Annotated in this window: 18 protein-coding genes; 12 read left to right on the top strand and 6 right to left on the bottom strand. The window is 70.3% G+C overall.

Annotation, left to right across the window (positions count from 1 at the left end; translation table 11 throughout):
• Nucleotides 1–11 precede the first annotated feature (11 nt).
• Entirely contained in the window at nucleotides 12–536 is a 525-nt protein-coding gene (locus ACXIZN_RS27690; RefSeq protein WP_034313248.1) for a PadR family transcriptional regulator, read from the bottom strand.
• A 306-nt stretch (nucleotides 537–842) separates the two neighbouring features.
• Between ACXIZN_RS27690 and ACXIZN_RS27685 the strand changes: the two genes are divergently transcribed.
• The 6 genes from ACXIZN_RS27685 to ACXIZN_RS27660 are packed head-to-tail and all read left to right on the top strand — an operon-like array spanning nucleotide 843 to nucleotide 9,603.
• Nucleotides 843–2,843, top strand: a complete 2,001-nt coding sequence (locus ACXIZN_RS27685) for a molybdopterin oxidoreductase family protein (protein ID WP_457960611.1) — start codon at nucleotides 843–845, stop codon at nucleotides 2,841–2,843.
• On the top strand, nucleotides 2,840–4,267 hold the full coding sequence (locus tag ACXIZN_RS27680) for an FAD-dependent oxidoreductase (protein ID WP_457957877.1): 1,428 nt from the start codon (nucleotides 2,840–2,842) through the stop codon (nucleotides 4,265–4,267). Before ACXIZN_RS27685 ends, ACXIZN_RS27680 begins: the two co-directional genes overlap by 4 nt.
• A 29-nt stretch (nucleotides 4,268–4,296) precedes the next feature.
• Nucleotides 4,297–5,655 (top strand): nitrate/nitrite transporter, encoded by a 1,359-nt coding sequence (locus tag ACXIZN_RS27675; RefSeq protein ID WP_457957875.1) that lies wholly within the window; start codon nucleotides 4,297–4,299, stop codon nucleotides 5,653–5,655.
• Entirely contained in the window at nucleotides 5,655–8,159 is a 2,505-nt protein-coding gene (gene nirB / locus ACXIZN_RS27670) for a nitrite reductase large subunit NirB (RefSeq protein WP_457957873.1), read from the top strand. The genes ACXIZN_RS27675 and nirB overlap by 1 nt, the downstream gene beginning before the upstream one ends.
• Nucleotides 8,156–8,503 (top strand): nitrite reductase small subunit NirD, encoded by a 348-nt coding sequence (nirD, locus tag ACXIZN_RS27665; RefSeq protein WP_457957871.1) that lies wholly within the window; start codon nucleotides 8,156–8,158, stop codon nucleotides 8,501–8,503. The genes nirB and nirD overlap by 4 nt, the downstream gene beginning before the upstream one ends.
• Nucleotides 8,500–9,603 carry a uroporphyrinogen-III synthase gene (locus ACXIZN_RS27660; RefSeq protein WP_457957869.1) on the top strand — a complete coding sequence of 368 codons (1,104 nt, stop codon included), beginning with the start codon at nucleotides 8,500–8,502 and terminating at the stop codon, nucleotides 9,601–9,603. The genes nirD and ACXIZN_RS27660 overlap by 4 nt, the downstream gene beginning before the upstream one ends.
• A 77-nt stretch (nucleotides 9,604–9,680) precedes the next feature.
• Here the strand turns inward: ACXIZN_RS27660 and ACXIZN_RS27655 are convergent, their stop codons facing one another.
• Together ACXIZN_RS27655 and ACXIZN_RS27650 are read right to left on the bottom strand one after the other, a co-directional pair.
• Nucleotides 9,681–10,799 carry a winged helix DNA-binding domain-containing protein gene (locus ACXIZN_RS27655; RefSeq protein WP_457957867.1) on the bottom strand — a complete coding sequence of 373 codons (1,119 nt, stop codon included), beginning with the start codon at nucleotides 10,797–10,799 and terminating at the stop codon, nucleotides 9,681–9,683.
• A gap of 9 nt (nucleotides 10,800–10,808) precedes the next feature.
• Complete coding sequence (locus tag ACXIZN_RS27650; RefSeq protein WP_457957866.1) at nucleotides 10,809–11,204, bottom strand: DUF3224 domain-containing protein; 396 nt, start codon at nucleotides 11,202–11,204, stop codon at nucleotides 10,809–10,811.
• A 60-nt stretch (nucleotides 11,205–11,264) separates the two neighbouring features.
• Between ACXIZN_RS27650 and ACXIZN_RS27645 the strand changes: the two genes are divergently transcribed.
• From ACXIZN_RS27645 to ACXIZN_RS27635, 3 genes are read left to right on the top strand one after another with little or no spacing between them, the layout of a single operon-like run.
• Nucleotides 11,265–12,233, top strand: a complete 969-nt coding sequence (locus ACXIZN_RS27645) for a helix-turn-helix transcriptional regulator (RefSeq protein WP_457957864.1) — start codon at nucleotides 11,265–11,267, stop codon at nucleotides 12,231–12,233.
• Complete coding sequence (locus ACXIZN_RS27640) at nucleotides 12,226–13,035, top strand: uroporphyrinogen-III synthase (RefSeq protein WP_457957862.1); 810 nt, start codon at nucleotides 12,226–12,228, stop codon at nucleotides 13,033–13,035. Before ACXIZN_RS27645 ends, ACXIZN_RS27640 begins: the two co-directional genes overlap by 8 nt.
• Before the next feature lie 54 nt (nucleotides 13,036–13,089).
• Entirely contained in the window at nucleotides 13,090–14,379 is a 1,290-nt protein-coding gene (locus ACXIZN_RS27635) for a sensor histidine kinase (protein WP_457957860.1), read from the top strand.
• A 184-nt stretch (nucleotides 14,380–14,563) separates the two neighbouring features.
• On the opposite strand, the gene ACXIZN_RS27630 is transcribed toward ACXIZN_RS27635, so the two are convergent.
• Together ACXIZN_RS27630 and ACXIZN_RS27625 are read right to left on the bottom strand one after the other, a co-directional pair.
• Nucleotides 14,564–15,394 (bottom strand): siderophore-interacting protein, encoded by an 831-nt coding sequence (locus tag ACXIZN_RS27630; protein WP_457957858.1) that lies wholly within the window; start codon nucleotides 15,392–15,394, stop codon nucleotides 14,564–14,566.
• A gap of 14 nt (nucleotides 15,395–15,408) precedes the next feature.
• Entirely contained in the window at nucleotides 15,409–15,732 is a 324-nt protein-coding gene (locus ACXIZN_RS27625; protein ID WP_034313227.1) for an MGMT family protein, read from the bottom strand.
• A 54-nt stretch (nucleotides 15,733–15,786) separates the two neighbouring features.
• Between ACXIZN_RS27625 and ACXIZN_RS27620 the strand changes: the two genes are divergently transcribed.
• Both ACXIZN_RS27620 and ACXIZN_RS27615 read left to right on the top strand, forming a co-directional pair.
• A complete protein-coding gene (locus ACXIZN_RS27620; RefSeq protein ID WP_457957856.1) occupies nucleotides 15,787–19,002 on the top strand; it encodes an ATP-dependent helicase in 3,216 nt (1,071 codons plus the stop codon).
• Complete coding sequence (locus tag ACXIZN_RS27615; RefSeq protein WP_457957854.1) at nucleotides 18,999–22,262, top strand: ATP-dependent helicase; 3,264 nt, start codon at nucleotides 18,999–19,001, stop codon at nucleotides 22,260–22,262. Before ACXIZN_RS27620 ends, ACXIZN_RS27615 begins: the two co-directional genes overlap by 4 nt.
• A 67-nt stretch (nucleotides 22,263–22,329) precedes the next feature.
• Here the strand turns inward: ACXIZN_RS27615 and ACXIZN_RS27610 are convergent, their stop codons facing one another.
• Nucleotides 22,330–22,716 (bottom strand): DoxX family protein, encoded by a 387-nt coding sequence (locus ACXIZN_RS27610; RefSeq protein ID WP_457957852.1) that lies wholly within the window; start codon nucleotides 22,714–22,716, stop codon nucleotides 22,330–22,332.
• Between the two features lie 88 nt (nucleotides 22,717–22,804).
• Here ACXIZN_RS27610 and ACXIZN_RS27605 point away from each other — a divergent pair, with 88 nt between their 5' ends.
• The gene (locus ACXIZN_RS27605; protein ID WP_063272018.1) at nucleotides 22,805–23,881 is read left to right on the top strand and encodes a potassium channel family protein; all 1,077 of its coding nucleotides are present in this window, start codon (nucleotides 22,805–22,807) and stop codon (nucleotides 23,879–23,881) included.
• Nucleotides 23,882–24,010: the final 129 nt, after the last annotated feature.

Raw genomic sequence — 24,010 nt, 5'->3', positions numbered from 1 at the left:
TGGTCCCCAGATCAGCGCGTCAGCTGGCGCGCGAGGTCGTCGAGGCGGGCGGCGGTGAGTTCCAGCCACCGCAGATCCGCTTCCAGATGGAAGAGCGCGTGGTCGCAGATCAGCTGGTCGGCGAGGTCGCCGTCGGTCTTGCGGGCGGTGAGCTCACGCATGGCGCGCAGGTGGGAGCTCCGCTGGGCGTCGAGCAGGTCCTGCGCGCCGCGGCCGGACAGCAGTGCGAGCACGACCTTGGTGTAGAGCGTGTTCTGCAGGTAGACCGAGGGACTTTCCGGGCTTTTCAGCCATTCCTCGACGTTGGTGACGCCCGCCTCGGTGATCGCGTACCGCTTCCGGTCCGGGCCGCCGCCCGCCTCGACGCCGTTCTCCTCGACCAGGCCGTTCTTCAGCAGCCGGTTCAGCGTCGAGTAGACCTGCCCGTAGTGCAGCGGACGATCTTGCCGGAACTGCTTGTCGTAGAGCTGTTTGAGGTCGTAGCCGTGCTTCGGGCCGGCTTCGAGCAGGCCGAGCAGCGTGTTCCCGATGGACATGGGAGCGACTATACACACGATCTATACATCGAGTGTATAGCTGCCGAAGACGTCATTCCCCGCATGCGACCCGTGCCGCATCAAGAGACGTCGCGAGGTCGACTCGATCAGGCCCGCGACCTCACGGTGTGACGTCCATCGGCGGCGGGCAATGTCAAACGCCTGAAACATTCAGGAGTTTTCAGGTAACACGGCCTACCTACCTTCAAGCGCTATCGACGCCTGGAGGAGGTGCCCGTGCCGCTCACCGCCCCCACCGTGACCGCGGTGGACACGCACTGCCCGTACTGCGCCCTGCAGTGCGGGATGAGCCTCGACGGCGCCCGGGTCGCCCCGCGTGACTTCCCGGTCAACGCCGGCGGCCTGTGCCAGAAGGGCTGGACGTCGGGGGAGCTCCTCACCTCGCCCTCCCGCCTGACGACACCGCTGATCAGGGTCGACGGCGAGCTCCGGCCCGCGACCTGGCCGCAGGCCCTCGACCTCGTCGCGAAGCGGCTCACCGAGATCCGCGCGGCCAAGGGGGCAGACTCGGTCGCCGTCTTCGGTGGCGGCGGGCTGACCAACGAGAAGTCGTACCTGCTGGGGAAGTTCGCCCGCGTCGCGCTCGGCACCTCCCAGATCGACTACAACGGCCGGTTCTGCATGTCGTCGGCGGCGGCCGCCGGGATCAAGGCGTTCGGCGCCGATCGCGGGATGCCTTTCCCGGTCACGGATCTCGCCGACGCGGACGCGGTCCTGCTGATCGGCGCGAACCCCGCCGAGACGATGCCGCCGTTCACCCAGCACCTGCGGGGCGCGGACCTGATCGTCGTCGACCCGCGCCGCACGCCGACCGCCGAACTCGCCGGACTGCACCTGCAGCCCGCGCCGGGCACCGATCTCGCGCTCGCGCAGGGCATCCTGCACGCCGTCGTCGCCGACGGCCTGCTCGATCAGTCCTATGTGGACGCACGGACGAACGGCTTCGACGAATTGTGGCGTTCGGTCGCGGCCTGGTGGCCGGAGCGCGTCGAGCAGATCACCGGTGTCTCCGCCGCGGACCAGCGTCGCGTCGCCGCCAAGCTCGCCGCCGCACGCAACGCCTACGTCCTCACCGCGCGCGGCACCGAGCAGCACGCCAACGGCACCGCGATGGTCAACGCCTGGATCAACCTCTCGCTCGCCCTCGGCCTGCCGGGGCGCAAGGGTTCCGGATTCGGCTGCCTGACCGGGCAGGGCAACGGACAGGGCGGTCGCGAGCACGGGCAAAAGGCAGACCAGCTGCCCGGCTATCGCAAGATCGACGACCCCGCGGCCCGCGAGTACGTCGCCGGTGTGTGGGGCGTGCCGCCGGAATCCCTGCCGGGGCCTGGCCGATCGGCGGTCGAGCTGCTGGAGGCGCTCGGCACCGAAGGCGGGCCGAGCGCGCTGATGGTGTTCGGCAGCAACCTGGTCGTTTCCGCGCCCGGTGCCGGGAACATCCAGGACAGAGTGTCCTCTTTGGACTTCCTGGTGGTCTCGGACCTCGTCCTTTCGGAGACGGCGGCGATGGCCGACGTCGTCCTGCCGGTCACCCAATGGGCCGAGGAGGACGGCACGATGACCAACCTCGAAGGCCGGATCCTCCTGCGCCGCAAGGCGATCGACCCGCCGTCCGGCGCGAAGACCGATCTCTACGTGCTTTCCGAGCTCGCCCGCCGGTTCGGCCAGCCCGACGGGCGGTTCCCGACGGACGCCGAGACCGTCTTCACCGAGCTTCGGCAGGCTTCCAAGGGCGGTGTCGCAGACTACTCGGGCATCACCTACGACCGGCTCCGGGCCGGCGAGGCACTCTACTGGCCCGTCCCGGCGGAATCGCATCCCGGCACGCCGCGGATGTTCCTCGACTCCTTCGCCCACCCGGACGGCCGCGCGCGGTTCGTCCCGGTCGACCACGTCGGCCCGGCCGAGCTGCCCGACGCCGAATTCCCCTTGCAGGCCACCACCGGGCGGGTCCTGCAGCACTACCAGTCCGGGGCGCAGACCCGGCTGGTCAAAGAACTCAACGACGTCGTGGCGGAGGCCTTCGTGGAAGTTCATCCCGACACCGCTGCCCGCGCGGGGCTGGCCGAGGGCGATCTCGCCGCCGTGCGCTCCCGCCGCGGGAAGACCGTCGCACGCGTCCGCTGTGTGGCGTCGTTGCGTCCCGACCTCGTGTTCCTGCCGTTCCACTTCCCCGGCGAGGGCCGGGCGAACCTGCTGACCAACCCGGTGCTCGACCCGACGAGCCGGATGCCCGAGTTCAAGGTGTGCGCGGTCGCGCTCGCCCCGGCCGAGGCCGTCGCGTGAGCCCCCGGTCGGTGGTCATCGCCGGGTACGGGATGGCGGGCGCGCGGCTCGCGGACGAGATCCAGCGCCGCGATCCCGATGGCGAGCGCGTGCGGCTCACCGTCGTCGGCGCGGAGGAGCACGCCGCATACAACCGGGTGCTGCTCTCGTCGGTGGTCGCCGGCACCATGCGGCCCGAGGCCGTCCGGCTGCACGACGACGAATGGTCGTCCCGCACCCGCGCCGATCTGCGCCGGGGTGTCTCCGCGACGTCGATCGACCGGGACGCGCGCCGGGTCCACCTCGACGACGGGTCCACTGTGGACTACGACGCGCTCGTGCTCGCCACCGGCGCGAACCCGTGGATGCCGCCGGTCGAAGGGCTCGAACCCGGCCCGGATGTCGTCGCGTTCCGCACGCTCGACGACTGCGCGCGCATTCTCGACGCCGCCAAACTGGGGGCGCCGGTGGCCGTCCTCGGCGGTGGGTTGCTCGGCCTGGAAGCCGCGCGGGGCCTCGCCGGACGCGGGAACCTCGTCACCGTCGTGCATCCGATGCCGCACATCATGGAACGTCAGCTCGACGCGGAATCCGCGCGGGTGCTGACCAGGAAGCTCGAAGAACTCGGCGTCGCCTTCCGGCTCGGCGTCGGGGCCGCGCGCTACGTCAGCGGCGACGGGCTCAAACTCGACGACGGCACGCACGTACCCGCCGATCTCATCGTCGTCTCCACCGGTGTCCGGCCCGAGACGAAACTGGCCGTGGACGCCGGGCTGACCGTCGAAGGCGGCATCGTCGTCGACGATCTGCTGCGCACCAGCGACGGCCGGATCCACGCGATCGGCGACTGCGCGAATCATCCGGGCGCGTTCGGCGGCCTCGTGCAGCCCGCGTGGGAACAGGCCACCGTCGTCGCGGATCTGGTCACCGGCACGAAATCCGCGTCACGCTATCGCGGCACCCAGGCGGTGACACGGCTCAAGGCCCGCGGCATCGACCTCACCGCGCTCGGCGAGACGATGACCGGCGCGGACGACCCGACCGCCGAAGTGCTCACCTTCAGCGACCCGGCGGGCTGCCGCTACGGGAAGCTCGTCATCCGGGAAAACCGGGTGGCCGGCGCGATCCTGCTCGGCCTGCCCGACGCGGCCGCGACGATCACGCAACTCTACGACCGGGGAACTCCGGTACCCGAAGACCGGCTGGCGGTCCTTTTAGGACGCTCGTTGCCGCCCGGGGCGCCGTCGGCGGCGAGCCCGGCCGATCTGCCCGCGTCGGCGGTCATCTGCCGCTGCAACGCGGTGACCAAGGGGCGGCTCGTCGAAGCGTGGCGCGGCGGCGCCACCGACGTCCCCGCCCTCGCCGGGGCGACCCGCGCGACGACCGGCTGCGGCGGCTGCAAGGACGCCGTCGGCGGGGTCGCGAAATGGCTGGCCGCCCAGTGAACCCGAACGCATCCACCAAGGAGGACCTCATGCACGCTCGTGGAAAGCGCTGGATCGAGCACTGGGATCCGGAGAACGAGCGGTTCTGGGAGGAGACCGGGAAGAAGATCGCCCGGCGGAACCTCTGGTTCTCCATCCTGGCCGAGCACATCGGCTTCTCCGTCTGGACACTGTGGTCGGTCATGGTCTTGTTCATGGGGCCGCAGTACGGTTTCTCCGCCGCCGACAAGTTCCTGCTGGTCTCGACGCCGACGTTGATCGGTGCGTTGATGCGGCCGCTGTACACCTTCGCGGTGGCGCGGTTCGGCGGCCGGAACTGGACGATCGTCAGCGCGCTGCTGTTGCTGGCGCCGACGATCCTGGCGGCGATCGCGATGCAACCGGGCACTTCGCTCGGCACGTTCCTGCTGATCGCCGCGCTCGGCGGCGTCGGCGGCGGGAACTTCGCGTCGTCGATGACCAACATCAACGCGTTCTACCCCGAGAAGCACAAGGGCTGGGCGCTCGGGCTCAACGCGGGCGGCGGGAACCTCGGTGTGGCGGCGATCCAGCTGATCGGCCTGCTGGTCATCGGCACCGTCGGTGCGACCGCGCCCCGTGTGGTGCTCGCGATCTACATCCCGCTCATCGTGGTCGCGGCGGTCTGCGCGTACTTCTACATGGACAACCTCTCCTCGATGAAGGGCGACACCAAGGCGATGCGCGAGGTCGTCAAGGACCCGCACACCTGGGTGATGTCGTTCCTCTACGTCGGCACGTTCGGTTCGTTCATCGGGTACAGCTTCGCCTTCGGCCTGGTGTTGCAGAACCAGTTCGGCCGCACTCCGTTGCAGGCGGCCGCGGTGACTTTCCTCGGCCCGCTGCTCGGCTCGTTCTCGCGTCCGACCGGCGGCTGGCTGGCCGACCGGATCGGCGGCGGCAAGATCACCTTCGTGACGTTCGTCGGCATGGCCGCGGCGACCGTGGTGTTGATCCTGGCGTCCACGTCGAACTCCCTGGCTTTGTTCACCGTCGCGTTCATCGTGCTGTTCGTGCTCACCGGTATCGGCAACGGCTCGACGTACAAGATGATCCCGGCGATCTTCCGTGCCAAGGCGAAGGTCGCGATCAGCGAAGGCGCCGACGAGACGCTGGAGATGCTCAAGGCCCGCAAGCTTTCCGGGGCCTTGATCGGGCTGGCCGGAGCGATCGGCGCGCTCGGCGGGCTCTTCATCAACCTGGCCTTCCGCCAGTCGTTCGCGGACACGAAGAGCGGGGTGCCGGCGTTCATCGCCTTCCTCGTCTTCTACGGCCTGTGCTTCGCCGTCACCTGGGCGGTGTACCTGCGCAAACAGCAGTCGGAAGTGGCGAGCACCCGGGGTCTGGCGCTCGCCGGGGCGGAGGTCTGATGCGGAAACTCGTCGTCGTCGGACACGGCATGGTCGCGCACCGGCTCGTCGAAGCGGTGCGTGCGGAGGACAAGGCAGGCGAGTGGCAGGTCGTGGTGCTCGCCGAGGAGGCACGCCCCGCGTACGACCGCGTCGCCCTGACGTCCTATGTGGACACTTGGGATCCGGCCTCGCTCGCCTTGGAAGGCGCGGACTACGCGGGCGACCCGCTGGTCGAGCTGCGGCTCGGTGACGCCGTCGCCTCGGTGGACCGGGACCGCAAGGTCGTCGTCACCGAGGCCGGATACGAGCAGCCGTACGACTCGCTCGTGCTGGCGACCGGTTCGCGGCCGTTCGTTCCGCCGGTGCCGGGCCATGATCTCCCTGGCTGCTTCGTCTACCGGACGATCGAGGACCTCGACGCCATCCGGGAAGCCGCTCAGCGGCCCGGGCGCGGACGTCGTTCGGCGGTCGTCATCGGCGGCGGGCTGCTGGGGCTGGAGGCCGCGAAGGCGTTGCGGGACATGGGTCTTTCGCCGCATGTGGTCGAGATGGCGCCGCGCCTGATGCCGCTGCAGGTCGACGAGGGCGGCGGCGGCCTGCTTCGGCGGCTGATCACCGACCTCGACGTGACAGTCCACACGGGAACGTCGACCGACGCCATCGAGCCGGACGGCGAGCGCTACCTCGCGCGGCTCGGCAACGGCACGGAACTCGACGTCGACCTGGTGGTGTTCTCCGCCGGTATCCGGCCGCGTGACGATCTGGCGCGTTCGTCCGGCTTGGAAGTCGGCGCGCGGGGCGGGATCCTGGTCGACGACACCTGCCGGACGTCCGATCCGGCGGTGTACGCGATCGGTGAATGCGCTGCCGTGGACGGCAAGGTGTACGGCATCGTGGCGCCCGGGTACGCGATGGCGGAGATCGTCGCGGCGCGGCTGACCGGCGGCGAGGGCACGTTCCCCGAGCCGGACATGTCGACGAAGCTCAAGCTCATGGGCGTCGACGTCGCCAGCTTCGGCGACGCGCACGCGGCGACCGAGGGTGCGCTGGAGGTCGCGTTCAACGACGCCGTCGCCGGGACGTACAAGAAGCTCGTCGTCTCGGACGACTCGAAGACGTTGCTCGGCGGGGTGCTGGTGGGCGACGCGAGCGAGTTCAACACGCTGCGCGCGATGGTCGGCAGGCCGCTGCCCGCCGAACCCGGCGCGATCCTCGCCCCGGCCGGTGGCGGCGCCGCGGTCGGTGTCGACGCGCTGCCCGACGCCGCGCAGATCTGTTCCTGTAACGCGGTTTCCAAGGGCGCGATCACGCACGCGATCACCGAAGAGGGCTGCGATTCGGTCGCCAAGATCAAGGGCTGCACGCGAGCGGGCACGGCGTGCGGATCGTGTGTCCCGCTGCTGGGCAAGCTGCTGACGGCTTGCGGTGTCGAGCAGTCGAAGGCGCTGTGTGAGCACTTCACGCAGTCGCGCGCGGAGCTGTTCCAGATCCTCCAGGCCACGCGGATCACCACGTTCAGCGAGATGATCGACCGCTACGGCACCGGAACCGGCTGCGCGATCTGCAAACCGGCGATCGCGTCCATCCTGGCCACGCTGGGCAACGGGCACATCCTCGCCGGCGAGCAGGCGACGTTGCAGGACACCAACGACAAGTTCCTCGCGAACCTCCAGCGCAACGGGACCTACTCGGTGGTCCCGCGGATCCCCGGCGGCGAGATCACGCCGGAGAAGCTCATGGTGATCGCGCAGGTGGCGATGGATTTCGGGCTGTACACCAAGATCACCGGCGGTCAGCGGATCGACCTGTTCGGCGCCACCGTCGACCAGCTCCCGCTGATCTGGCGGCGGCTCGTCGACGCCGGGTTCGAGTCGGGGCACGCGTACGGGAAGTCGTTGCGCACGGTGAAGTCGTGCGTCGGTTCGACGTGGTGCCGCTACGGCGTGCAGGACAGTGTCGGGCTCGCGATCGAGCTGGAGCTGCGCTACCGCGGCCTGCGTTCGCCGCACAAGCTGAAGTCCGCCGTTTCGGGCTGCGCGCGGGAATGTGCCGAGGCGCGGAGCAAGGACTTCGGCATCATCGCCACCGACAAGGGCTGGAACCTCTACGTCGGCGGCAACGGCGGCGCGACCCCGCGGCACGCGGATCTGCTGGTGTCCGAAGTGGACACGGAGACGCTGATCCGCACGATCGACCGGTTCCTGATGTTCTACGTCCGCACGGCCGACCGCCTGCAGCGCACCGCGCCGTGGGTCGAGGAGATGGAGGGCGGTCTCGACCACCTGCGCGCGGTGATCGTCGACGACAAGCTCGGCATCTGCGAGGACCTCGACGCGGCGATGGCCAAACACGTCGGCGACTACGCCGACGAATGGCGGGGCGTGCTGGAAGACCCGGAGAAGCTGGCGAAGTTCACCTCGTTCGTCAACGCGCCGGGCACGCCGGATCCGACGATCTCGTTCCGCACCGAACGTGACCAGAAGGTGCCCGTGCTGCTGGGCATCCCGGAGGTGAAACAGTGACGACCTCGATCCAGCGCACCTGGACCGCCGTCTGCGCGGCCGGTGCCGTTCCCGAATGGTCCGGGGTCGCCGCCCTGCTCGAAGGCGGGACGCAGGTGGCGATCTTCCGGCTGCCCGGCGACCGGTGGTACGCACTGTCCAATATGGATCCGATCAGCGGTGCGGCGGTGCTTTCGCGAGGCATCGTCGGCGACGCGGGCGGCGTCCCCGTGGTGGCTTCGCCGGTGTACAAGGAACGTTTCGACCTGCGGACCGGCGCTTGTCTCGATGCCGAAGGAGTGTCGATCGCGGCCTATCCGGTGCGGGTGACCGAGGGTGTCGTGGAGGTGGAATTCTCACCGTGACAGAAGTCCTTCCCCTGGCGGGATTCGTCATCGGGGTCACGGCGGCGCGGCGAGCTGACGAGCTCGGCGCGCTGTTCGTGCGTAAGGGTGCGACCGTGCGCTACGGTCCGGCGATCCGGATCGTGCCGCTCGCCGACGACACCGAACTACGGGCGGCCACCCAGCGCCTGCTGGAGGACCGGGTCGACGCCGTCGTCGCGACGACCGGGATCGGCTTCCGCGGCTGGGTCGAGGCGGCCGAGGGCTGGGGGCTGGGGGAGGAGCTGCTCGACCGGCTCGGGAAGTCGTCGCTGCTGGCTCGCGGTCCGAAGGCGAAGGGCGCGATCCGCGCGGCCGGGCTTTCGGAGGACTACTCGCCCGCCTCGGAGAGCAACGCCGAAGTGCTGCGGCATCTGCTCGATTCCGGTGTGGACGGTCAGCGGATCGCGGTGCAGCTGCACGGCGAGCCTCTTCCGTACTTTGTGGACAGTCTGCGCGCGGCGGGCGCCGAGGTGATCGAGGTTCCGGTGTACCGGTGGGTCGGGCCCGCCGATCCCGGCCCGCTGGACCGGCTGCTCGACGGCGTCCTCGACGGTTCGGTGGACGCGTTGCCGTTCACCAGCGCTCCGGCGGTGGCGTCCATGCTGGCGGTCGCGAAACGGACCGGGCGATTGCCGGGAATCGTGCGGGCACTGGAGAAACGGGTGGTGGCGGCCTGTGTCGGGCCGATCACCGCGGCGCCGTTGGCCGCGCTCGGGGTCCCGACGGTCCAGCCCGCGCGGTCGCGGATCGGGGCGCTGGCGCGGACGGTGTCCGACGCGCTGGAATCCCGTTCGCCGCGGCTGACCGCGGGCGGGCGGAGTATCGAACTGCGAGGTCAGGCGGCGTTGGTCGACGGCCAGTGGTGTGACATCGCGCCCGCGCCGATGGCCATGCTGCGGGCGCTGGCGGAGTCACCGGGGCGGGTGTTCTCCCGGCGGGAGCTGATCTCCGCGTTGCCCGACGGCGGCGAGGAACACGCCGTCGAGACCGCCATCGGGCGCCTGCGGAGCTCTTTGGGGTCGCCGAAACTCGTCCAGACGGTGGTGAAACGCGGCTACCGCCTGGCCGTCGACCCCTGACGCCCGCATTTCGTCCTCTGGATGCGGTCCTTGCGCGTGCAACTACCGTATCCAGAGGACGAAATGCGGGACGTCACTCACGACCAGATGACGCGGTGGTCGGGGAACTCCCGGCCGGCGGCGACACGGGCGGCCTCCGCCTCGGCCGCCTTCCGCACGGCCGGGCGAAGGGCGTCGAACGAGGTGACGGTGAAGTCGAGCCGTTTCTTCCCGCTCGCCTTGGCCCGCCACACGCCGGCGATCTCGCCGCCGGCCAGCAGCGCGCCGGGACTGCCGAGGATCTTCCAGACCTCCTTCTGCCGGGCCTTGTCCGGCACCAGCACGGCGCGGTCACGCGCCTGGACGAACGGGTCCAGCGGCGGCAGCAGGCGCACCACGTCCGGCTCCGGCGGTTTCTCCAGCAGCGGCACGCGGTCTTCCGGCAGGAACGCCTTCTTGCCGTCGACCCGGACTTCGACCAGGCCGCCCGGCCACATCGCGTCGACGCCGGCGCGGGTCGTCCCGACGTACGCGGCGGCGTCGCCAGGGGAGGCCGGACCGTTGATCCGCAGGTAATTCTCGATGACGCGTTCGGCCGCCTTGACGTCCGGCGACGTCTTGAGGCGGCCGCGCCCTTCCAGCGGTGCCAGCGTCGCCGGCGTCGCGCCCGCTTCCAGCCGGACCCCGGCGTGGATCGACGCGACCCGCATCAGCTGCTCGTAGATGTGCACTACACCGCAGCCGCGGCAGGCGTACGACAGGCCTTCGGGGATCAGTTTCGTGACCGCGCCGCTCACCGCGCCCTTGGTCAGCACGCCGGTGACGACCTCGCGGATCGCCTTCGCCGCGGTGAACAGCGCGTCCGTCGCGGACATGCCCGCGTCCTCGACCTGCTTGCGCTGCCACAGGATCCGTGCCATCGCGTCCTTTTCGTCGAGCGGAACGAGCGCCGCCCGGATCGCGTCCAGCTCGGCGCGGCGGTGGAAATGGGGCGCGCCGCGATGCGTCCACGCGAGCACGAACCGTTCGCCGTCCCAGACCGACGGCGTGATGTAGCCGTCGATCCGGGCGGCGAGGCCCAACAGGGCGGTGTCCCGCACGGAATCCTGCAGTCCGAGGTCGAACACGGCCGCCGCGGCCGGATCCGTCTCCTCACGGTGCAGGCCGTGGGCCGCGATCCGGTACGCCAGCACCTGCTCGCGATCGACCTCGAGCACTGGTCCTCCTCAGAGCGAGTAATCGAGTGTGTACGACATCGTCGGCTCACCGAGGACGCCGGTCGTGGTGCCGGTGCCGGTGATCCCGGCGAGTTCACCCGTTCCGGAGCCCTCGACGATCGTGAACTTCGACGAGATGCCCTTCGTGTCGAACCCGGTGTCGTGCTTGATCACGAAGCTTCCCTTGCGCCCGTCCACGCTGCCTTCGATCCGTTCGAAGCCCGGCGCCGACGTGCCGTCGCCGTCGTAGCCCTCGCCCGCGTAGTACAGCAGGTAGTCGAGGATCGACTCGCCTTCGATCAGCCCGTTGTAGCCGAACGTGGCGTGCGCGTAGGCCACGCGCGGGCCGCCGTCGGTGCCGCTGACGATCGATTCTTCCCAGTTCTTCACGGCGAACGTGTTCATGGGTTCACCCTGTCAGCCAAACCTGTCAGGATGTGTCAGGTTTTCTGGGATACTCGATCCATGCGCGCGAGCAGGCTCCTGTCCGTTCTCCTCCTGCTGCAGAACCGCGGCCGGATGACCGCCGAGGAGCTGGCCGCCGAGCTGGAGGTGTCGGTCCGGACGGTCTACCGCGACGTCGAGGCGCTGTCCGCGGCCGGCGTGCCGGTGTACGCCGATCGCGGGCGCACGGGGGGATATCAGCTGGTCGACGGCTATCGCACGCGGCTGACCGGGCTGACCGAGGAGGAGGCGCAATCGCTTTCGCTGGCCGGTCTGCCGGGCGCGGCCGGCGAGCTCGGGCTCGGCACGGTCCTCGCCGCCGCCCAGCTCAAACTGCACGCGGCCATGCCCGCGGAGCTGCGTGCCGGGGCGAGCAAGATCTCCGAGCGGTTCTTTCTGGACGTTCCCGGCTGGCATCGCGGGATCGAAAGCCTGCCGCGACTGTCCGAACTGGCCGACGCGGTCTGGCACGCGCGGCGGATCAGGGTCCGGTACGAACGCTGGGGGCAGCGGAAGGTCGAGCGCGTCCTCGACCCGCTGGGCCTGATCCTCAAGGCCGGGAACTGGTATCTCGCGGCGCGGTGCGACGGGAGCGACCGGACCTACCGGGTCTCCCGGATCGAAGAGCTCGAAGACCTCGGCGAGGTCTTCGAGCGGCCGTCGGACTTCGACCTCGCGCGCTACTGGCAGGAGTGGTCGGAGCAGTTCGAAAAGCGGATGTACTCGCGGATGGCGGTGGTCCGGCTGAACGAGTTCGCCCGCATACTGGTGCCGTTCTATCTCGGGGCCGTCGGAGCACGGGCGTTGCGGGAAGCGGACGCCGAACCGGACGAAAACGGCTGGCTGACGATGGAACTGCCCGTGGAACCGGGAGAACCGGCCGTCGGCGAACTACTGCGGTTCGGCGGGAACCTCGAAGTGCTCGAACCGCCGGAGCTGCGCGAGCGGCTGGCGGAGGAGATCGGGAAGATGGGCGCGGTTTATGGCTGACCTGGACGGCATCACGATCGGGATCACCGCCGAGCGGCGGGCCGACGACTTCATCGGCGCGCTGACGCGGCACGGCGCGACCGTCCTGCACGCGCCCACGATCCGGATCGTCCCGCTGCCCGACGACACCGAGCTGCGGGCGGCGACGGAGGCCGTGCTGGCGCGGCCGGTCGGGTTCACCGCGGTCACCACCGGCGCCGGATTCCGCGGCTGGCTTTCGGCGGCCGAAGGCTGGGGCTCGCGCGAGCGGTTGCTGGAGCGGCTGGCGGCGTCACGGATCTTCGTGCGGGGGCCGAAAGCGGCAGGCGCGGTGCGGGGCGAGGGGCTGCGCGAGGAGTTCTCCGCGCCCGAAGAGAGCAACGCGGAACTGTTCGAAGGATTGCGAGACGCCGGGGTGCGCGGGGAGCGGGTCGCCGTCCAGCTGCACGGCACCCTGCTGCCCGAACTCACCGGCTCGCTGCGGGACGCCGGCGCGGAGGTCGTCCAGGCGCAGCCGTATCGCTGGCTTTCGCCCGCCGACGTCGCCCCTGTGCACGAACTCGTCGAAAGCGTCATTTCCGGGCGCCTGCAGGCTTTGGCCTTCACCTCCGCGCCGGCGGCCGCGAACCTGCTGACGCTGGCGGGGTCGCGTCGCGAGGAACTCCTTGACGCACTGCGAGGTCCGGTGTTGTGCGCGTGCGTCGGACCGGTGACCGCGGCGCCGCTGGAAGCGGCCGGGGTGCCGACCGTCCAGCCCGAACGTCAGCGGCTCGGCGCGTTGGTCAAACTTCTCGTCGCGGAGCTGCGCATTCGGCCGTCTTGACGCGGGTTGCCCGCTTTGCCAGGCTCGACACATCGGACGCGGGGAGGGCGGCGGATGTCCGAGTCTCAACCGGTCACGTTCGTGCGCGCGATGTTGCGAAAGGGTTCTTCGGTACTGGGCGCGAGCCCGGCCGACGAAGCACCGGACCCCGATTCCGTGCCCGACTGGCGCTACCGGGAAGACTCCGCGGACACGCTGCTGATGCGCGCGATCCGCTATTCCGCGCTCGGCCCGATCTTCTACCGCGTGGCCGCGTTTCCGAAGGTGTACATCGGTTTCCTGGTCTCGAACGGGTCGGCGGGGATCGTGCCCGTTCTGAGCACGACGATCATCGGGATGCTGCTCAACGTCCTCGCGGTCTGGTGGGTGGTGCGCGGCCGCGGGATCCGGGCGAAGACGTCCGGGCGGCTGATGTACGCGGATCTCGCCGTGGGCGTGGTGCTCACGACGATCGTGGCCGCCGCGGCGCCCGCCGGCATCCAGCCGTTCGCCGTCGACGTCGCGTGGACGTGGATGGTCGGCACGGTCGCGTTGTGGACGCTGTCGTTCGGACTGCCCGCGGCGCTCGCGCTGGTGATCGCGGCCGCGCCGTTCCGGGCGTTCCTGACCTGGATCGGCGGGCTGCCGCTCGACCATCCGCTCGCGGTGAGCCGGTCGGTGGGGTGCATGGTCGCGCTCGTCGTGGCGATGGTGACCACGGCGGGGATCCTGATCCTGCTCGGCGTCGGGACCCGGTTCGCGCTGGGGATCGGGATGCGCCGGGGCCAGCGGGCCGAACGCCTGCGGACCCAGCGGGTCATGCACGACAGCGTTTTGCAGACGCTGGAGGCGATGGGGCTGGAGGCGCCGGACGACGATTCGGCGGCCTCGGAACGGCTCGCCGAAATGCGCGCCACCGCGCGGGCGCAGGCCGCCGAACTACGCCGCGAACTGCTCGGCCCGGACGCTCCGTCGGCTCGCGGCCTCGCTGCGGACCTCGCCGAGGTCGCCACCGAAATGGCGCGCGACGGCCTCCGCACCCAACTCGTCGCCGCCGAGACCGAACAGGACTACCGGCTCTCGCACGCCCGCCGGACCGCCATCCGCGACGCCGTCCGCGAAGCGCTCCGAAACACCGTGAAGCACGCCCGGACGAACCAGGTCGTGCTTCGCGTCGAGGAAAGCGAAGGCGGTGTCGCGGTCATCGCGCGAGATCAGGGGACCGGCTTCAGCATGCTGGACCGGCCGCCGGGCTTCGGGATCAGCCAGTCGATCATGGCGCGGCTGGCGGAGGTCGGCGGGCGGGGGACGATCGATTCGCAGCCGGGGCGGGGGACGCGGGTGACGCTTTGGGTGCCGCACTGAGGGGCTGTGGTTGGGCGTGCCTTAGCCGCTCAAGGTAGTGAAGGCCTCCTTCACTACCTTGAGGGTAGGCAGGGAGGCCTTCACGGACTTGAGCGGGAGCAAGGGACCTTTGCTATCAGTTGGTTAGCATGCCTACTTAAGTGGTAGCAAAGGTCCCTTGCTCTCTTTTCGCAGGTCAGGAGCCTTAGTCCTCGTCGGGACCAGGCGTCTCTCCCGCCTCCGCCTGCCGCATCGCTTCGCGCCCGGCGGCCTCTTCGCTCATCCCTTGCCGCCAGTACCCCGTGAAGCAGATCGCCCGCTTGTCGACCCCGCGCTCCCGTACGAGGTGACGCCGCACCAGCTTCACCATGTTCGCTTCGCCGGAGATCCACGCGTACGGCGTCCCGCCCGGCAGCTCCGCCTTCCGCACGGCTTCGAGTACCGCGCCGCCGACCGGGCCCGAGCCCCGCACGACCCAGTGCAGCTCCACGGCCCCCTGTGTTTCGAAGACCTGCCGGTCTTCGCGATCACTGATCTCGACGTAGACCACCGCTCGCGTTCCGGCGGGCAGCGCTTCGACGATCGCGCCGATCGCCGGGATCGCGGTTTCGTCGCCGACCAGCAGCTGCCAGGTCGTCTCCGGAGGGACGTCGTAGAGCCCGTGCGGCCCGAGGAAAGCGACCCGATCACCCTCCGAAGCGCGCGAAGCCCACGCGGAGGCCGGGCCTTCGTCGCCGTGCAGGACGAAGTCGATGTCGATCTCCTGCACCGACGGTCGCAGCGCGCGCACGGTGTACGTGCGCATCGGCGGCCGGACGTCGTCGGGCATCGCGAGGTAGGTCCGGTACCAGGACAGCACTTCGTCGCCGGCCAGCGGCGCGGGCAGCACGGGCTCCGCCTGGCCGGGCTGCGGGAAGAACACCTTCAGGTACTGGTCGGGCGCCTGGTCCACCAGCGACGCCCCCGAGAAGGTCACCCTGCTCATATGCGGGGTGAGCCGCCGGACACCGGTCACCTTCGCCTCGATGTAGCTCATTAGGGGAGGCTAACCTAAAAGAGAGCGCCGGGACCAGCGTCGTCGTCGGGATCACGTTGCCACCGGTATTTCCGCAGGTCGACGCGCTGACCGTCGGGGATGACGCCCTCCGCGCGCAGCCGTTGCAGCTGTTCGTCGAGAAGATGCGGAGCCGGTGTCCCATCGGCCCGCAGAATGCGGTGCCAAGGCAGATCGTGGCCGTCCTCGCCGAGGATCCGGCCGACCAGCCGCGGCGACGGCGCTCCCGAAACCGACGCTATATCCCCATAAGTCGCGACCGAGCCGGCTGGCACGCTCGCGATGACCTCGCGCACCCGCTCGTGCAGTTCGTCATCCATGGGACCACTTTGCCGTGCCGCTGCGAGGTTGTGTCGGCGGGGCGTGGTTCCATCGTGGGCGTGAACGGGCGGCGAACAGCGGCAGGAACCGACGCGCGGCTGGTCCGCACGCCGGTCACCGGCACGCCGTCCTTCCAGTGGGATTCCGGCGCTCGCCGCCTGCTGGCCGCCCCGGACGGCTTCCGCCGGGTCCTCGGCGGGCCGGGCACGGGCAAGACGGCGTTGCTGGCGTCGGCGGCGTCGCGGCGTATCGCCGAGGGCGCGAACCCGGAGAGCGTGCTCATCCTGACCGCCTCGCGCAAAGCGGCCGAGGTCCTGCGCGCCGACATCACCCACCGGCTCACCACCGACCCGGAAGAGGATCCGCTGCCGCGCACGATCCGTGAGCCGCTCGTGCGCACCGTGCACTCGTACGCGTACGCGCTGTTACGGATGGAGGCGCAGGCCGACGATCTGCCGCCGCCTCGCCTGCTGGCCGGAGCGGAACAGGACGTCGTCGTCCGCGACCTGCTCGCCGGCGACCTCGAAGAGGGCGCGCTCGACTGGCCGGAGCAGCTGCGGCCGGCGTTGGGCGTTCCCGGGTTCGCCGAGGAGCTGCGAGACCTTCTGCTCCGCGCTGCCGAGCGCGGGCTGGGCCCGGAAGACCTCGTCGAGCTCGGCAAGAGGCGCGGCCGCGAGGAGTGGATCGCGGCCGGGCGCTTCTGGAGCCAGTACGAAGAGGTCACGCTGTTGCAGGGCGCGGGCGGCAACGCGCTCGGCGTCGCGAGCGCTCCCGCGCTGGATGCCGCCGAGCTGGTCACTTCCGCGCTGCTCGCGCTGGAGGACGACCCCGAACTGCGTGAACGCGAGCAGCGCCGTGTCCGGCACCTCTTCGTCGACGACGCGCAACATCTCGACCCGTTGCAGACCCAGCTCATCCGCCTCATCGGGCACGCGGCCGACGAGTTCGTCGTCGCGGGCGACCCCGATCAGTCCGTGTTCTCCTTCCGTGGCGCGGATCCCAGCCTGTTCGCCGGCGCGGACGCGGACGGCGAGCGCACAGTCCTGCTGACCACGGCCCACCGGCTCGCCCCGGTGATCCGCACGGCCGTCACGAAACTCGGTTCGGTGCTGCCCGGTTCGTCGCCGCAGCGCAAACTCGTCGACGCGCCGGACGCCGAGGGCGGCGCCGTCCGCGTCCGCCTGATGCCGACCCCGGCCGCCGAGGCGAGCTGGATCGCCGATCAGCTCCGCCGCGCGCATCTCGTCGACGGTGTGCCGTGGTCGGAGATGGCGGTGCTCGTCCGGTCACCGGCCCGTACTTTCCTTGTCCTGCAACGCGCTCTGCGCGCAGCCGGGGTGCCGATCGGGTCGGCCACCGAGGAACTGCCGCTCGCGAAGCAGCCCGCAGTTCGTCCTCTGCTGGCGATGCTGCGGCTCGCCGCCGATCCGGAGCTGCTGGACGTCGACCTGGCCGAGATGCTGCTGTCCTCGCCCCTGGGCGGCGCGGATCCGCTCGCCCTGCGGCGGCTGCGTCGCGGCCTGCGCCGGTTGGAGCTCGCGGGTGGCGGACAGCGGTCGAGTGACGAACTCCTGGTGGAAGCCTTACGCGCCAACGATGTCCTCACCGGTCTCGCCGAGGCCGAGGCGCTGCCGATGCGCCGGGTCGGCGGCCTGCTGCACGCCGCGCACCAGGCGGTCGTACGCGGCGACGGCGTCGAGCAGGTGTTGTGGGATCTCTGGCAGGCGAGCGGTCTGGAGGAGCGCCTTCTGAGGCTGGTCGACCGTGGCGGTTCGCTCGGCTCCCAGGCGGATCGCGACCTCGACGCGATCGTCGCGCTCTTCGACGCGGCCGGTCGCTATGTCGACAGATTGCCGAAGGCGAGTGTCGCCTCGTTCGCGGATTACCTGTCCTCGCAGAACATCGCGGGTGACACGCTGGCCCCCGCGGCCATGAAGAGCGACGGTGTTTCGCTGCTCACCGCGCACGCGTCCGCCGGTCGCGAGTGGACGGTCGTGGCCATCGCCGGTGTCCAGGAGGGCAGCTGGCCGGATCTGCGGCTGCGCGGTTCCGTGCTCGGCGTCGAGCGGCTGGTCGACCTCATGTCCGGCGTCGACGACGAAAAGGTGTCCGCCACCGCGCCGATCCTCGCCGAAGAGCGGCGGCTGTTCTACCTCGCTGCGAGCCGCGCGCGGAAGACATTGCTGGTCAGCGCGGTCGCGGGGGAGGACGAGCAGCCCTCGCGGTTCATCGACGACCTGGAGGAGAACGGCGCGGACGACGGCGGCCTCGACTCGCGGATGAAGCCGGCGGGACGCTCGCTGGTGCTCGCCGAACTCGTCGGCGAACTGCGTGAGGTCGTCTGCGACGAATCGAGCGAGCCGGAAAGGCGGCGGCGGGCGGCGCGTCAGCTCGCGAAACTGGCCGCCGCCGGGGTGCCGGGAGCGCATCCGGGCACCTGGTACGGCCTGCTGGAACCCTCCACCGGCGAACCCGTGCACGGGCCGGGCGATCTCATCCGGATCTCACCGTCCACTGTGGAGGTCCTGGTCAAATGCCCGCTGCGCTGGTTGATCGAACGCCACGGCGGCAGTGACCCGGCGCAGCTCGCGGCCGTCACGGGCACCTTGGTGCACGGCCTCGCGCAGGCCGTCGCCGGCGGGAGCAGCGACGAGCAGATCCGTGCGGCCCTCGACGAAGCGTGGGTGCGGGTCGACGCGGGGGCGCCCTGGTTCTCGCGCCGCGAGCGGTCGCGGGTCGAGCAGATGCTGCGGAACTTCATCACCTGGCTGGAATCCAGCCGCAAGGAGCTGATCGAGGCCGGGGTCGAGCAGGACATCGAGGTCGAGCTTCCGGTCGGTGATGACGATGTCCGCGTGCTCCTGCGCGGCCGCGTCGACCGCGTGGAAATGGACAAGGACGGCCGTCCGGTCGTGATCGACATCAAGACCGGCAAGGTCCCGATCTCCGCCGCCGACGCCGAACAGCATCCGCAGCTCGCCGCGTACCAGCTCGCCGTGCTGCTCGGCGCGGTCGAGGGTGGTTCGAAACCCGGTGGCGCGCGGCTGGTCTACGTCGCGAAGTCCAACAACAAGACCGGATCCACTCAACGCGAGCAGGCACCGCTGGACGAGGAGGGCGGCAAGCAGTGGCTCGAACTGGTGCGCTCGGCGGCCGGATCGGCCGCGGGCCCGGAGTACGGCGTCACCGAGAACCCGGACTGTGATCGTTGCCCGGCAAGGGGTTGCTGTCCGCTGCGGCCCGAGGGCAGGCAGGTGACCGGCCCGTGATCTCCGAATTTCAGCGCCGCCAGGTCGAGCCGGGCGAGATCGCCCGCGCGCTCGGCCTGCACAGCCCGACGGACGAGCAGGCCGAGGTGATCGCCGCGCCGATCGAGCCGTCGCTGGTCGTCGCGGGCGCGGGCGCGGGCAAGACCGAGACGATGGCCGCGCGCGTGGTGTGGCTGGTGGCCAACAGCGTCGTCCCGCCGGAACGCGTGCTCGGCCTGACCTTCACCCGCAAGGCCGCTCGCCAGCTCGGCGAACGCGTCCGCACCCGGCTGCGCCGCCTGGTCGGATCGGGACTGCTCGACAAGATCGACCCGACCGGCGACCTGCGCACCACGGTGACCGCGGGCGAGCCGACGGTGCTCACCTATCACGCGTACGCCGGACGGCTGCTGTCCGAACACGGCCTGCGGTTGCCCGTCCAGCCCGGCGTCCGGCTGCTTTCGGAGACGTCGTCGTGGCAGTTCTCCCATCGCGTCGTGTCCACTTGGGACAACGACCTGGACACCGACCGCGTGCCCGCCACGGTGACGGCGCAGTTGCTGGCGCTGGCCGGGGAACTCGGCGAGCATCTGGTCGAGACCGAACGGCTCGCGGAGTACACGTCATGGCTGTGCGACGTCATCGAGAACGCGCCGCGCGCGAAGGGACAGCGTGCGTCGCTGCCGCAGAAACTCGCCGAAGTCATGGCCGCGCAACGGTTCCGGCTCGCGCTCCTGCCGCTGGTCGAGGCGTATCACGCGCGGAAGCGGGCTGAGGGCGCGCTCGACTTCGCCGACCAGATGTCGCTGGCCGCGCAGCTCGCCAGCAGCTATCCGGCGGTGGTCGCGGGGGAGCGCGAGCGTTACGGCGCCGTCCTGCTGGACGAATACCAGGACACCGGGCACGCCCAGCGGATCCTGCTGCGGTCGCTGTTCGGCGGCGTCGAGCATCCGCCGATGCCGGTGACGGCGGTGGGCGACCCGGCACAGGCCATCTACGGCTGGCGCGGCGCGAGCGCGGCGAACCTGCCCCGGTTCACCACGGACTTCCCCCGCGACAACGGCGAACAGCTCGTCCCGGCCTGGGATTTCGGGCTGCTGACCAGTTTCCGCAATCCGCCCGAGGTGCTCGAACTCGCGAACGCGATCTCCGAACCGTTGCGGGAACGCGGTCTCGGTGTCGCCCGGCTGCGCGCGCTGGAAGGCGCGGGTTCGGCCGATATCGCCGCCGCGCTGCTGCCGGACGTCCGCGCCGAACGCGAGTGGGTGGCCGACGCGGTGGCCAAACGCTGGTTCGAAACCGTGGAAGAGACCGGAAAACCACCGACGGCCGCGGTGCTGGTGCGCCGTCGCGCCGACATGGCACCGATCGCGGCGGAAATGCGGGCACGCGGGCTGCCGGTGGAGGTCGTCGGTCTCGGCGGTCTCCTCGACGAACCGGAGGTCGCGGACCTGGTGAGCACGTTGCGCGTGCTCGCGGACCCGCTCGCGGGCAGTGCGGCGGCGCGGTTGCTCACCGGGGCGCGCTGGCGGATCGCGGCGGCCGATCTCGCGGCGTTGTGGCGCCGAGCGGGCGAGCTGTCCTCTCCGGTCCCGCCGTCGGGGAAGCCTGATGTGGACGAACCGGTACTGGTGACCGAACGGGTCGAGCAGGCCGGGCTCGCCGACGCCATCGACGATCCCGGGACACCGGACCGGTATTCGCCCGAGGGCTACCGGCGGATCCGGAAGATCGGCGCCGAGCTTTCGGCGTTGCGACGGCGGCTGGACCAGTCGCTGCCCGAGCTGGTCGCCGACGTGGAGCGCACGATGCTGCTCGACGTCGAATCGCTGGCCCGGCCGGGGCCGGCGGGGCGCGCGCATCTGGACGCTTTCGCCGACGTCGTCACGGATTTCGCCGAGACGTCGCCGACGGCCACCCTTTTGTCCTTTGTGGCCTACCTGAACACGGCCGCGCACGCGGAAGACGGGCTCACGCCCGGTGAGGTCGAGGTCGTCCCGGATCGGGTCCAGGTGCTGACGGTGCACTCGGCCAAGGGGCTGGAATGGCGCATCGTCGCGATCCCGCATCTGGTCAAGGAGGTCTTCCCCGGCCGTCGGCGTTCGTCGTCGTGGCTGCGGACGTCGACCTCGCTGCCCGCCGCGTTGCGCGGTGACTCCGAGGACTTGCCGGTGCTGCGGATTCCCGAGGGCGCCGACCGTAAGGAAGTGCAGGAGGCGCTGGAGCTGCACGAAGAAGGCTTCGTCGCGCGTGAAGCGGACGAGGAACGGCGGCTCTGCTACGTCGCGCTGACCCGCTCCGAGCACACGATGCTGATCTCCGGCCATTGGTGGAACGAGAGCAGCGCGCGGCCGAAGGGGCCGTCGGAGTTCCTGCTCGAAATCGGCGAGGTGATGCGGGCGAACTCGGTCGGCCGCATCGAGCACTGGGCCGACGAGCCGGAGACCGACGGCGAGAACCCGCTGGTCGCGGACTCCCGGCGGTCGCGGTGGCCGGTCGATCCGCTGTGGCCGCGGCGCGAGGGCGTCACGAACGGCGTCGACCTGGTGCTCGGGGCGATGGAAGAGGCCGAACACTCCGAGGAAGAGGAAGAGGAAGAGGACGATCCGGACGGCTGGATCTCCGACACCAAGGTGCTGCTGGAGGAGCGCGCGCGGGCGCGGGATCGCGTGCAGCAGGTGGTCCTTCCGCCGCATCTTTCGGTGAGTCAGCTGGTCGAGTTGTCGGCCGATCCCGCCGCGCTGGCCAAACGGCTGCGGCGGCCGCTTCCCGTGCGGCCCAACACGTACGCGCGCCGGGGAACGGCGTTCCATGGCTGGCTGGAGCAGCGATTCGGCGGCGAGCAGTTGCTGGAGATCCACGATCTGCCGGGTGCGGCCGACGTCGACGAGGCGCCCGATACCGAGCTGGAGGCGTTGCAGACCGCGTTCGAGAAGAGCGAGTGGGCGCATCGGGTGCCGCACGCCGTCGAGGTGCCGTTCTCGGCGGACGTCGTGGGCGTGACGGTGCGCGGGCGGATGGACGCCGTGTTCGCCGACGCGGACGGCGGCTGGACCGTCGTCGACTGGAAGACCGGCGCCGTGCCGGACAAGGACCGGCTCGAACCGCTGGCCGTGCAGCTGGCGGCGTACCGGCTGGCGTGGGCGGCGCTGAAGAAGGTGCCGGTGGAGAAGGTCCGGGCGGCGTTCCACTACGTGAAACACGACAAGACCGTCCGGCCGGCGGATCTGCTGGACGCCGAAGGCCTGCGGCAACTCCTGCGGAGCGTCCCGACGATCTAGCGTTTCGTCCTCTTGATGCGGTCCTTGCGCGTGCAACTACCGCATCCAGAGGACGAAATGCGGGGGATCAGGCGCGGTCGCGCACCTTGAGGGCCCAGGTGACCAAGGGGATCTGAAGGGGTACGCGGGCCCAGAAGGCCACCCGCCAGTGCTTCGGGGCCTTCCGGCGATCGGCGTCGACGGCCATCTTCACGTTCCCCGGCAGCACCACGACGAACAGCAACGCGGCCGCGAGCCCGCCGAGCCGTCGCGTCTTCGGGTTGGCGACCGCCGCGGCGACGCCCAGCTCGGCGACGCCGGAGCCGTAGGTCCACGCGCGCGGGGAGCCGGGAAGCTGCTTCGGGATGATGGCGTCGAACGGTTTCGGCTGGACGAAGTGCAGCACACCGGCCGCGCCGAGCAGGCCGGCGAGGAAATACGCGGGCCGCTGAGACGGCTTGGCATCCGAAGACATGCCCTGAGCTTCGCATACCGCGCTCAAGGTGAGGATCTTCGGCTATCCTCCCGACCGTGAGTGACGCGGACCAGGCCGGAGCCTGTGCATGAGGGTTCTCAAGCGTTTCCCGGTCAGGCTGAGCGACCGCCCGGACCACGAGCTCGTCGGCGTGATCCGGATGCCGGAACTGACGGTCAGCCCGCTGCGGTCGATCCTCAAACGGATCATCGGCGCGGTCCTCGCCCTGCTCGCGACCGTCCTGATCGTCTACCTCGACCGGGACGGCTACCGCGACGCCAACGGCGACGGGCTCACCTTCCTCGACAGCCTCTATTACGCGACCGTGTCGTTGTCGACCACGGGGTACGGCGACATCGCGCCCGCGACGCCGTCCGCGCGGCTGGTGAACGTCCTGGTGATCACCCCGCTCCGGGTGCTCTTCCTCATCGTCCTGGTCGGCACCACACTCGAAGTGCTCACCGAGCGCTCCCGCCAGGCTTTCAAGATCCAAAAGTGGAGGACGAAAGTGCGTGACCACACGGTCGTCGTCGGATTCGGCACGAAGGGCCGGTCGGCGGTCAACGCGCTGCTCGGGGACGAGAACGTCGAACCCGACCACATCGTCGTCGTGGACACCGACCAGCAGGCCCTCGAAGCGGCCACGTCACTCGGCCTGGTGACCGTGCACGGCTCGGCCACCCGCGCCGACGTGCTGCGCGTCGCCGGCGTGCAGCGGGCCAAGGCCGTCGTCGTCGCCCCGAACCGGGACGACACCGCGGTGCTGGTCACGCTGACCGCCCGTGAGCTGGCGCCGAAGTCGCATATCGTGGCGTCGGTGCGGGAGGCGGAGAACGTCCACCTGCTGAAGCAGTCGGGCGCGAACCAGGTCGTGGTGTCGAGCGAGACCGCCGGACGTCTGCTGGGCATGGCGACGTCGACGCCGCTGGTGGTCGACATGGTCGAAGACCTGCTCACCCCCGAGTCCGGCCTCGCGATCGCCGAGCGCCCGGTGGAGCCGTCCGAAGAGGGCGGTTCGCCGCGGCATCTGCCGGACATCGTGCTGGGTGTCGTCCGCGACGGCGTCCTGTACCGCGTGGACGCCCCGCAGGCCGACGCGATCGAGCCGGGGGACAAGCTGCTGTACATCCGGAAGGTGACCTCCGCGGAGACCATCGAGCGGTAGCAAGGGCTATTTGCTACCACCTGCCTGGACAAGTGGGCTCCTCTGCTCTGCCGCCGCCACCGCCTCCCAGGGCTTCTGTGTTTTGCCGCGAGGTTCTGGGAGCATGGCGTTCGTGCGCAAGCGATCGGA

The sequence above is a fragment of the Amycolatopsis sp. TRM77291 genome (genome assembly GCF_054166285.1).
Note: the sequence above shows the minus strand (reverse complement) of the source record. Positions and strands in the feature narration are given on the sequence as shown.

Coding starts and splice junctions, on each gene's coding strand:
- ACXIZN_RS27625 (WP_034313227.1), bottom strand. CDS start 15,732: ATGGATGACGAACTGCACGAGCGGGTGCGCGAGGTCATCGCGAGCGTG.
- ACXIZN_RS27645 (WP_457957864.1), top strand. CDS start 11,265: ATGCGCGCGAGCAGGCTCCTGTCCGTTCTCCTCCTGCTGCAGAACCGC.
- ACXIZN_RS27675 (WP_457957875.1), top strand. CDS start 4,297: ATGCACGCTCGTGGAAAGCGCTGGATCGAGCACTGGGATCCGGAGAAC.
- ACXIZN_RS27605 (WP_063272018.1), top strand. CDS start 22,805: ATGAGGGTTCTCAAGCGTTTCCCGGTCAGGCTGAGCGACCGCCCGGAC.
- ACXIZN_RS27650 (WP_457957866.1), bottom strand. CDS start 11,204: ATGAACACGTTCGCCGTGAAGAACTGGGAAGAATCGATCGTCAGCGGC.
- nirB (WP_457957873.1), top strand. CDS start 5,655: ATGCGGAAACTCGTCGTCGTCGGACACGGCATGGTCGCGCACCGGCTC.
- ACXIZN_RS27630 (WP_457957858.1), bottom strand. CDS start 15,394: ATGAGCTACATCGAGGCGAAGGTGACCGGTGTCCGGCGGCTCACCCCG.
- ACXIZN_RS27690 (WP_034313248.1), bottom strand. CDS start 536: ATGTCCATCGGGAACACGCTGCTCGGCCTGCTCGAAGCCGGCCCGAAG.
- ACXIZN_RS27610 (WP_457957852.1), bottom strand. CDS start 22,716: ATGTCTTCGGATGCCAAGCCGTCTCAGCGGCCCGCGTATTTCCTCGCC.
- ACXIZN_RS27640 (WP_457957862.1), top strand. CDS start 12,226: ATGGCTGACCTGGACGGCATCACGATCGGGATCACCGCCGAGCGGCGG.
- ACXIZN_RS27635 (WP_457957860.1), top strand. CDS start 13,090: ATGTCCGAGTCTCAACCGGTCACGTTCGTGCGCGCGATGTTGCGAAAG.
- ACXIZN_RS27685 (WP_457960611.1), top strand. CDS start 843: ATGAGCCTCGACGGCGCCCGGGTCGCCCCGCGTGACTTCCCGGTCAAC.